The organism is Pseudoalteromonas sp. Isolate3, from assembly GCF_022398505.1.
Taxonomy (GTDB): domain Bacteria; phylum Pseudomonadota; class Gammaproteobacteria; order Enterobacterales; family Alteromonadaceae; genus Pseudoalteromonas; species Pseudoalteromonas apostichopi.
Window position 1 is genome coordinate 1 of the sequence record NZ_JAKEVN010000141.1, and the last position, 8,735, is coordinate 8,735.

General features: G+C 41.5%; 11 protein-coding genes. 8 read left to right on the plus strand and 3 right to left on the minus strand.

The genetic code is table 11. From position 1 onward, the window contains the following. Positions 1-163 precede the first annotated feature (163 nt). The 5 genes from L1D46_RS18495 (at position 164) to ruvX (ending at position 3,502) form a co-directional block, all read left to right on the plus strand. Positions 164-625, plus strand: coding sequence for a hypothetical protein (locus tag L1D46_RS18495; protein ID WP_130049635.1), 462 nt, complete (start codon positions 164-166; stop codon positions 623-625). A gap of 69 nt (positions 626-694) precedes the next feature. Then, positions 695-1,429 (plus strand): 16S rRNA (uracil(1498)-N(3))-methyltransferase, encoded by a 735-nt coding sequence (gene rsmE, locus L1D46_RS18500; protein ID WP_130049636.1) that lies wholly within the window; start codon positions 695-697, stop codon positions 1,427-1,429. 68 nt (positions 1,430-1,497) lie between these two features. Further along, positions 1,498-2,451 (plus strand): glutathione synthase, encoded by a 954-nt coding sequence (gshB, locus tag L1D46_RS18505; RefSeq protein WP_130049637.1) that lies wholly within the window; start codon positions 1,498-1,500, stop codon positions 2,449-2,451. 24 nt (positions 2,452-2,475) lie between these two features. Beyond that, on the plus strand, positions 2,476-3,033 hold the full coding sequence (locus L1D46_RS18510; RefSeq protein WP_130049638.1) for a YqgE/AlgH family protein: 558 nt from the start codon (positions 2,476-2,478) through the stop codon (positions 3,031-3,033). Between the two features lie 19 nt (positions 3,034-3,052). Continuing rightward, positions 3,053-3,502, plus strand: a complete 450-nt coding sequence (gene ruvX, locus L1D46_RS18515) for a Holliday junction resolvase RuvX (RefSeq protein ID WP_130049639.1) — start codon at positions 3,053-3,055, stop codon at positions 3,500-3,502. Here ruvX and L1D46_RS18520 read toward each other — a convergent pair. Genes L1D46_RS18520 through L1D46_RS18530 form a run of 3 tightly spaced genes read right to left on the minus strand, consistent with a single transcriptional unit; the run spans position 3,499 to position 6,560 of the window. Further along, positions 3,499-4,371 (minus strand): hypothetical protein, encoded by an 873-nt coding sequence (locus L1D46_RS18520; protein WP_130049640.1) that lies wholly within the window; start codon positions 4,369-4,371, stop codon positions 3,499-3,501. The genes ruvX and L1D46_RS18520 overlap by 4 nt on opposite strands. Beyond that, positions 4,372-5,505, minus strand: a complete 1,134-nt coding sequence (locus L1D46_RS18525; RefSeq protein WP_130049641.1) for a PilT/PilU family type 4a pilus ATPase — start codon at positions 5,503-5,505, stop codon at positions 4,372-4,374. A gap of 14 nt (positions 5,506-5,519) precedes the next feature. Next, entirely contained in the window at positions 5,520-6,560 is a 1,041-nt protein-coding gene (locus tag L1D46_RS18530; RefSeq protein WP_130049642.1) for a type IV pilus twitching motility protein PilT, read from the minus strand. Between the two features lie 2 nt (positions 6,561-6,562). Here L1D46_RS18530 and L1D46_RS18535 point away from each other — a divergent pair, with 2 nt between their 5' ends. Genes L1D46_RS18535 through L1D46_RS18545 form a run of 3 tightly spaced genes read left to right on the plus strand, consistent with a single transcriptional unit; the run spans position 6,563 to position 8,670 of the window. After that, positions 6,563-7,276, plus strand: coding sequence for a YggS family pyridoxal phosphate-dependent enzyme (locus L1D46_RS18535; RefSeq protein ID WP_130049643.1), 714 nt, complete (start codon positions 6,563-6,565; stop codon positions 7,274-7,276). A 17-nt stretch (positions 7,277-7,293) separates the two neighbouring features. Then, positions 7,294-8,115 (plus strand): pyrroline-5-carboxylate reductase, encoded by an 822-nt coding sequence (gene proC, locus L1D46_RS18540; protein ID WP_239978012.1) that lies wholly within the window; start codon positions 7,294-7,296, stop codon positions 8,113-8,115. Between the two features lie 21 nt (positions 8,116-8,136). Then, positions 8,137-8,670, plus strand: a complete 534-nt coding sequence (locus L1D46_RS18545; protein WP_130049645.1) for a YggT family protein — start codon at positions 8,137-8,139, stop codon at positions 8,668-8,670. Positions 8,671-8,735 lie beyond the last annotated feature (65 nt).

Below are 8,735 nucleotides of genomic sequence, written 5' to 3' on the forward strand. Positions count from 1 at the left end.
ATTAAATATATATCTTTACCCAATATCGACACATCGTTAGAAGTAGACCACCAAGATAACATTGGCATAGCCTGTATTGAGTTTGCCGTTTTCGGTGCAATAGGCTATTTACTAATAAGTATGTTTTCAATTTGATACGGAAGTTCTTGAATCGTGAGGCGTTATGCCATTTAAAGTTAATAATTATTTATTAGTTGATATCGATAATGAGTTTAGTCGTGCATTTGCTCAGCACTATTTTGCAAATGCCGAAAACTCAACCCTTGTGGTGGCTGGAGCTAATAGCCGTAGCATGGTAAAGCTCATGTTCGATCAACTCGTTAAAGATTATTGCTACTGTGATTTTAGTAATGAGATTAGTGTTTCAGAATTAGCTAGCTATTTACATGAACATCACAACATACAAGGTGTATTGATAAACCAAACTGACTACCAACTGGCAGACGACGCACAAAAGTTTATCTATAACTCATTGCACAAAATACGTTACTTAGTGCAGCAAGAAGGACAAGGATTTGGCTTTACTCCCTGCCCTGATGCAGCTCACATTAATCACTTATCTTGCCAATCTGAAATAGCCGAAACAACTGCCCACGCCTTAACTGCCAAAGATGAGTTTAAATAACAAATAAATAATTGCACCTAAACCGCTGTATACTTACCATATTGCTAAAATTATTGATAAGTGACAGCCATGCGAGTTCCACATATTTACCAACCCTCAGCGATTTCTTTAAACACACCATTAACACTTGATGATGATGCAGCAGGTCACATTGGCCGTGTATTACGTATGCAAGTCGGTGATAAGGTCTCGATTTTTAATGGTGAAGGAGGTGAATACCTCAGTGAGATTATTGAAGTCAGCAAAAAAAATGTGGTGGTCGAGCCACAAGAATTTATTGATCATAATGTTGAATCGCCTTTAAAAATTCACTTGGGCCAAGGTATTTCTCGTGGCGATAAAATGGATTTCACTATTCAAAAATCTGTAGAGTTAGGTATCACAGAAATCACTCCTATTTTTAGTCAACGTTGTGGTGTAAAACTCAGTGGCGATAGACTGCAGAAAAAACACCAACAATGGCAAAAAATTGCAATTGCTGCAGCAGAACAATCTGGCCGCAATTATGTACCAGTTGTACATCCTCCTATCGATATAAAAGAATGGTTAGAGCAAGCAAGTGAAGCAATAAAACTCACCTTACATCCACGTGCTGAGCACAGCATTAAAACTATTCATGTGCCTAGCGAGGGCGTGCGTTTTTTAGTGGGTCCTGAAGGTGGTTTTACCGATGAAGAAATCGATATAGCTAAACAACAAAAATTTGTTGATATTCGTTTAGGCCCTCGTGTTTTGCGGACAGAAACAGCGGCCCTGACTGTGTTAAGCGCACTGCAATTACAGTTTGGCGATTTAGCGAATTGAAAACCGTAAAAACACCCATATATCAAAGTAACAAAACACAGTATGGCATACGATTCTAAGGCAAAATAATGGCAATTAAGTTAGGCATAATCTCTGATCCAATAAGTGGCTTTAATATTAAAAAAGACACTGGCTTTGCAATGATGATGGAAGCACAAAAGCGCGGTTACGAAATTTACTACATGGAAATGGATGACCTGTCTCTGCGTCAAGGTCAAGGCTATGCAACTGCAGCCAAAGCCCGTGTTTTTGATGATGTAAATCACTGGTACGAGTTAGAAGAAAAAGCCGCTATTGCTTTAGCTGATTTAGACGTAATTTTAATGCGTAAAGATCCACCTTTTGATACTGAGTATATCTACGCAACCTATATTTTAGAGCGTGCCGAGCAAGCCGGTACTCTTATTATCAACAAGCCTCAAAGCTTACGTGATGCCAACGAAAAGCTATTTACAGCTTGGTTTAGCGAACATACCCCTGATACGTTGGTAACTCGAAGCCAAGCAGACATTCGTGCATTTTTAGCTGAGCATAAAGATATTATCTTAAAGCCGCTTGATGGCATGGGAGGGGCATCTATCTTTCGTGTTAAAGAGGATGATGCGAATATAGGTGTGATCTGCGAAACATTAACCGAGCATGGTAACCGTTTTGCAATGGCACAAAATTATATTCCTGAAATCAAACAAGGCGACAAACGCGTACTTGTAGTTGATGGTGAAGTGATGCCATATTGCTTAGCGCGTATTCCACAAAATGGCGAAACGCGCGGTAACTTAGCAGCGGGTGGTCGTGGCGAAGCACGCCCTATTAGCGACTCTGACCGCAAAATTGCTGAAGCAGTTGCGCCGACATTGAAAGAAAAAGGCCTTATTTTTGTTGGTCTAGATATCATTGGCGACCGCTTAACTGAAATCAATGTCACTGCGCCAACGTGTGTAAAAGAGATTGAAGCTGCTTATGATATTTCAATCACTGGTCACTTATTTGATGCCATTGAAAGAAAACTGAGCCATACTTAATTTAAACAACAAAAGGGGCGACCTATGCAGTCATTAGAGAATCATTTCTTAATCGCGATGCCGAGCATGCAAGACCCTTTTTTTAAGCGTGCTGTCACTTATATTTGTGAGCACAATCAAGATGGTGCAATGGGCTTGGTGATTAACCAGCCTATCAACATCACTGTGGGCGAGCTACTCGATAAAATCGAAATTGATAACGACAAAAGCAAACAAGCTGCAGGCTTAGCTGTGTATGCTGGCGGACCTGTAAAAACCGATCGCGGGTTTGTTTTACATTCGCCAAAGCCTGGTTATGCAGCGAGTCAAAAGCTCAGCAGTGACATTATGATCACGACCTCAAAAGATGTGTTAGCAAGCTTAACCACAAGTGAGGCACCTGATCAATTTATTATCACTCTTGGCTATGCTGGCTGGGATCAAGGCCAATTAGAACAAGAGCTGTTAGAAAACTCCTGGTTAATTATCAAAGCTGATCCTGAAATCATATTTAATACTCCAGTCGAAAAACGCTGGGAAAAAGCGGTTTCTATGCTCGGTTTTGATGTCGGGCAATTAAGCTCTGAAGCAGGCCACGCTTAACATTTAAAATTTTAAGACTATGACAAAACGAACTTTTAAGCCGGTGGGTGAACGCACCGTAATGGGTTTTGACTTTGGAACCAAAAGCATTGGTATAGCTATAGGTCAAGAACTCACAGGAACAGCATCAAGCTTACAAGCAGTAAAAGCGAAAGATGGTATTCCTGATTGGCAGCTCATTAAAAAGCAAGTGGACGAATGGCAACCTGATTTAATGGTAGTTGGCTTACCGCTTAATATGGATGGTACGAATCAAGAGGTGACCTTTAAAGCGAAGAAGTTCTCTAATCGCTTACACAACCACTTTGCTATTCCGGTTGAAACTCAAGACGAACGACTAACGACTGCAGATGCCAAAGCCCGTTTATTCGAACAAGGTGGCTATCGAAACCTTGGTAAAGGCAATGTTGATAACATGTCTGCAGTGATCATCTTAGAAAGCTTCTTTGAACAATTTTACGGCGACTAGCGCTCTTCGTTAATCACAATATAGTCTTTTAAATCTGGAATAAAGCCTGCCTCTCGGTAGGCTTTTTCAATTGCACCTGATTGACGAAGTTGTGCAAGCCCTTTTTGAATTGCAGCAAAGGCTTCTTTGCCATCGGGATGACTCTTCGAAATGATAAAGTGGCGGCTATCTTTAAGCTGAAGTAAAAGGTTAGGCACAGCAACCAATTCAATATTCTCTAAGGAATAACGATTATTGAGGCTGGGCATCAGGGGCATCATCATAAAATCAACCCACTGCATCGATACAGTGCGGACTTGTCCTAGCCACTCGTCTTCTCTAAGTAATTCTTTCAGTGGCAGAGCCGATAACGTTTGCCAATCGGTTTGCCAGCGTGGCGTTGACACCGCAGTTAATTGCTTAAAGTCAGTAAGCTGTTTTATTTGCAGCGCTTTTTTATTGTTCGGTGAGGTAAAAATGCCCGCAAAATACTCACCATTTCGAATCACAGGATCTGATATGTACACCGACTCTGCAAGCGACTTTGCATCAACAGACCATACACTATCAAAGCTGAGTAAAAGCTGGCCATCTTCTAACAGCTTGGTATTACGGTAATTAGCATTACCTTTGTGGTAGCGAAATGGCTTAGTGTAGCCGCCTATATTCAATGCTTGTTGAGCTATGATCATATCGACTACATCGCGACGAATGTAAGCACCACTGAAGTCTTTAACTTCAATAGGCTTACGACCATTCAAAAAGCGACTGTAATCGTCATAAACATCATCGCGAATAAAAATAACCACACCTTTATTGTCATTACCGTATACATGAAACGTACTCACTAATAGTAATAACCAGCTGATTAAACTTACTCGCAATCCCATTTATGTGTCACTCTTTCCATCAAGACCATCGATAGTCACGCCTTGTAAAAAGCCTGCGCCACTTTGCTCATTGTTTTGTAGCTTAATCATTAAGCGTAGGTCATTTGGCGAATCAGCATGATGCAACGCATCGGCGTAGTTAATGCGACGCTGCTTATAAAGCTCAAACAATGCTTGATCAAAGGTCTGCATACCCATTTCTTTCGATTTCGCCATGGTTTCTTTGATAGAACCAACATCACCTTTTTTAATAAGCTCTGCCACCATAGGCGAATTTAGCAAAATTTCGATAGCAGCTACACGTCCTTCGCCATCGGCAGTTGGAACCAACTGCTGAGCAACAATAGCGCGAAGGTTAAGTGCTAAGTCGTATTTTAACTTATCGTGCTTTTCTTTAGGTACTAAGTGCATAATACGGTCGATTGCTTGGTTAGCATTATTTGCATGCAGTGTTGCCACACACAAGTGACCTGTTTCTGCAAAGCTTAATGCATACTCCATGGTTTCTTGTGAGCGTATTTCACCAATTAAGATTACATCAGGCGCTTGACGCAACGAGCTTTTTAGCGCTGATTCGAAGCTTTCTGTATCTAAACCTACTTCACGTTGAGTAATGATACTTTTACGATGCTCATGAACAAATTCGATAGGGTCTTCAATCGTTAAAATATGACCTCGCTGGTTACGGTTACGATAACCTAAAAGCGCAGCGAGCGAGGTCGATTTACCCGTACCTGTACCACCCACAAACAGAACTAAACCACGTTTAGCCATAATCACATCGGTTAAGGTTGACGGCAACCCTAGCTCATTCACATCAGGTATCTGAGTCACGATACGACGAATAACCATACCAGCTCTGTCACGCTGCCAAAAAGCAGAAACACGGAAACGGCCCTCATCAGTTGCAATCGCAAAGTTACACTCTTTAGTATCATGAAATTCTTTACGCTGCTTATCGCTCATGGCTGACTCAACCAAATCGAGCGAAGCTTCATCAGAAAGCTTTTCGTCGGTAAGATGTACTAGCTCACCGTTTATTTTTGCACTGACAGGCAGTTGGCTAGAAACAAACAAGTCAGACGCTTTTTTGTCGATCATAACTTGTAAAAAATGATTTAAAGGTAAAGACATTTTAAATAACTCCGTTAACCACCAAACTGGGTTTTATCCTGTGCTTTAGCACGTGCATCATTGGTTGTAATAATACCGAAGTTAACTAAGCTTGCTAAACATTGATCCATGGTCTGCATTCCATGGGACGCACCGGTTTGAATTGATGAATACATTTGCGCGATTTTATCTTCTCGGATTAGGTTTCGGATAGCAGGAATACCTATCATGATTTCATGGGCTGCTACTCGGCCACCGCCCACTTTTTTAAGTAAGGTTTGTGATATTACGGCACGTAGTGATTCAGACAACATTGAACGCACCATGTCTTTTTCTTCACCAGGGAATACGTCAATGATACGGTCGATAGTTTTTGGTGCAGAAGTAGTATGCAAGGTACCAAACACCAAGTGACCTGTTTCTGCCGCGGTCATCGCTAAGCGAATTGTTTCAAGGTCACGAAGCTCACCCACCAAGATTACATCCGGATCTTCACGTAATGCGCTTCTAAGTGCATTAGAGAAGCTATGCGTGTCGCGGTGAACTTCGCGTTGGTTAATGAGACTCAGCTTATTCTCGTGCACGAATTCGATAGGATCTTCGATAGTTAAAATATGGTGATGCTTATGTTGATTAATATAATCAACCATCGCCGCTAAGGTAGTTGATTTACCAGAACCAGTCGGGCCTGTAACCAACACTAAACCTCGCGGATTATCGGAAATGGTTTTAAAAATATCAGGCGCACCTAAGTCATCAAGCGTTAAAACATCACTTGGGATAGTACGAAACACCGCCGCTGGGCCACGGTTTGAGTTAAATGCGTTTACACGAAAACGCGCAAGGTTTGGTACTTCAAAAGAAAAATCCACTTCGAGATTTTGTTCGTAGTCCTTACGCTGATTATCGTTCATAATATCGTATACCAGACTATTTACATCTTTTTGTTCTAATGCTGGAATATTAATACGACGCACATCACCATCAACACGTATCATAGGTGATACGCCCGATGACAAGTGTAAATCCGAGGCTTTGTGTTGCACACTAAAGGCCAATAATTCGGTAATATCCATTTATGACTCCACAACCAACTGATAATTATATGGTTACAATAGCAGAACGACTTACATCCGCCTACGCAAGAATTGCTCAAGCTGCAAAAAATAATCGCCGCGATGAGCAATCAATCAACCTATTGGCTGTTTCAAAAACAAAACCTGCCGACGATATTATTGCTGCCTATGAGCATGGCCAACGCCAGTTCGGCGAATCTTATGTCCAAGAAGCGGTAACAAAAGTCACAGCATTGGCTGATTATAAAGACATTATTTGGCACTTTATTGGCCCTATTCAATCAAATAAAAGTGCTCAAGTAGCCTCTCATTTTGATTGGGTGCAAAGTGTTGACCGCACAAAAATTGCAAAACGTCTTAATGAGCAACGGCCAGCCGATAAAGCGCCACTCAATGTATTAATACAAGTCAATATTAGTTTAGAAGAGGCTAAGTCAGGCTGCCACCCAGACGAGCTAATGGCATTGGCCGAATTTATCAGTCAATGCCCTAATTTATGCCTGCGAGGTTTGATGGCTATTCCTGCCAAAACCGATGATGCCCAGCTACAATTACAATATTTTGAGCAATTAAGCGCTTGCTTTGATAAACTAAAGGCCCAATATCCCCAAGTAGACACCTTGTCGATGGGTATGAGTAACGATGTTGAAGCAGCGATAGCTGCGGGTTCAACCATGGTACGCATTGGCACGGATATATTTGGCCAACGAAATTAAAAGGTGATAACAGACATATGTCAGACAAAAAAATCGCATTTATAGGCACGGGTAACATGAGCTACGCCATCATTGGCGGCATGGTAAAGAACGGTTTTGCAGCTAAAAACATCATTGCAACCAATCGCAACCAAGAAAAATTAGCTAAGGTTGCTGCTGATTTCGGGGTGCAAACTACCGCGGATAACAACGCGGCACTTCGCGATGCTGATGTAATTGTCTTATCTGTTAAACCACAAATGATGGGCGATCTTTGCCAATCATTCCAAGACTCTGGCGTTGATTTTAGCGACAAGCTATTTATTTCAGTGGCAGCGGGCCTTAGCGTAAACCGTTTACGTGAAATGCTAGGTCAAGACGTGAAAATGGTGCGTTGTATGCCTAATACACCATCATTACTCGGTCGTGGTGTTTCAGGTCTATATGGCGCAGGCGAAACCGCTGAAGAGCACAAGTTTGTACAACAAGTTTTTGAGTGTACAGGCATTGTTGTTTGGGTTGAGCAAGAGTCACAAATCAACGACATCATCGCTGTTACAGGTTCATCACCTGCTTACTTCTTCTTATTTATGGAAGCTATCGAAGAAAAAGCTAAAGCACTTGGTTTTAGTGATGAAGATGCGCGCCGTTTAGTACAACAAACTGCACTAGGCGCAGCCGAAATGGCACTTTCGCAACCAGACATCAGTATTGCTCAGCTACGTGCAAATGTAACCTCTAAAGGGGGTACCACTCACGAAGCGGTTGAGCATCTAAAATCACAAGGTTTAGTAGATACTGTTGCAGATGCAATGGATGCCTGTATAGCCCGCGCTGAAGCGATGGAAAAAGAACTTTAAGCTTACTTTTAAGGTAAAATTATGCAAGCCATGCACTTTTTAGTTGGGATTATTTTTGATCTCTTTTTAATGGTGGTCCTTTTACGCTTTTGGTTACAAGCGGCAAAAGCTGACTTTTACAATCCTATGAGCCAGTTTGTGGTGAAAGCCACTTCGTTCGCAGTAAACCCGCTTCGTAAAATTATTCCAGGAGTGGGTGGCTTTGATATTGCTTCGTTAGTGCTTGCTTATTTAGTTGCAGTAGCGAAACTCAGTGTTATTTTTCTGATGTTTTATAATGCTTGGGCGCCAGGTCCGGTATTTATTCAGGCTTTAATAACTGTCGTTAAAGAAGGTTTAAACTTACTATTTTGGGTTTTAATTATTCGTGCTTTACTAAGCTGGGTAAGCCAGGGTTACAACCCAATTGAAGCTGTATTCCACCAGCTAACTGAACCTATGTTACGCCCTATTCGTAAGGTTATTCCACCACTAGGTGGTTTAGACTTATCAATCTTAGTGTTGATTATTGGTCTACAGTTTTTACAGTTTCTATTGTTGGATTTAATTGGCTAAACGTTTAGCGTGACGCAGTAAGGGGCCGAAAGGCCTCTTTTGTTAAGTGAGATATACCATGAAGC

What these genes read in the sequence shown, in the direction of transcription:
- L1D46_RS18495 (WP_130049635.1), top strand. Translation starts at nt 164, where the DNA reads ATGCCATTTAAAGTTAATAATTATTTATTAGTTGATATCGATAATGAG.
- rsmE (WP_130049636.1), top strand. Translation starts at nt 695, where the DNA reads ATGCGAGTTCCACATATTTACCAACCCTCAGCGATTTCTTTAAACACA.
- gshB (WP_130049637.1), top strand. Translation starts at nt 1,498, where the DNA reads ATGGCAATTAAGTTAGGCATAATCTCTGATCCAATAAGTGGCTTTAAT.
- L1D46_RS18510 (WP_130049638.1), top strand. Translation starts at nt 2,476, where the DNA reads ATGCAGTCATTAGAGAATCATTTCTTAATCGCGATGCCGAGCATGCAA.
- ruvX (WP_130049639.1), top strand. Translation starts at nt 3,053, where the DNA reads ATGACAAAACGAACTTTTAAGCCGGTGGGTGAACGCACCGTAATGGGT.
- L1D46_RS18520 (WP_130049640.1), bottom strand. Translation starts at nt 4,371, where the DNA reads ATGGGATTGCGAGTAAGTTTAATCAGCTGGTTATTACTATTAGTGAGT.
- L1D46_RS18525 (WP_130049641.1), bottom strand. Translation starts at nt 5,505, where the DNA reads ATGTCTTTACCTTTAAATCATTTTTTACAAGTTATGATCGACAAAAAA.
- L1D46_RS18530 (WP_130049642.1), bottom strand. Translation starts at nt 6,560, where the DNA reads ATGGATATTACCGAATTATTGGCCTTTAGTGTGCAACACAAAGCCTCG.
- L1D46_RS18535 (WP_130049643.1), top strand. Translation starts at nt 6,563, where the DNA reads ATGACTCCACAACCAACTGATAATTATATGGTTACAATAGCAGAACGA.
- proC (WP_239978012.1), top strand. Translation starts at nt 7,294, where the DNA reads ATGTCAGACAAAAAAATCGCATTTATAGGCACGGGTAACATGAGCTAC.
- L1D46_RS18545 (WP_130049645.1), top strand. Translation starts at nt 8,137, where the DNA reads ATGCAAGCCATGCACTTTTTAGTTGGGATTATTTTTGATCTCTTTTTA.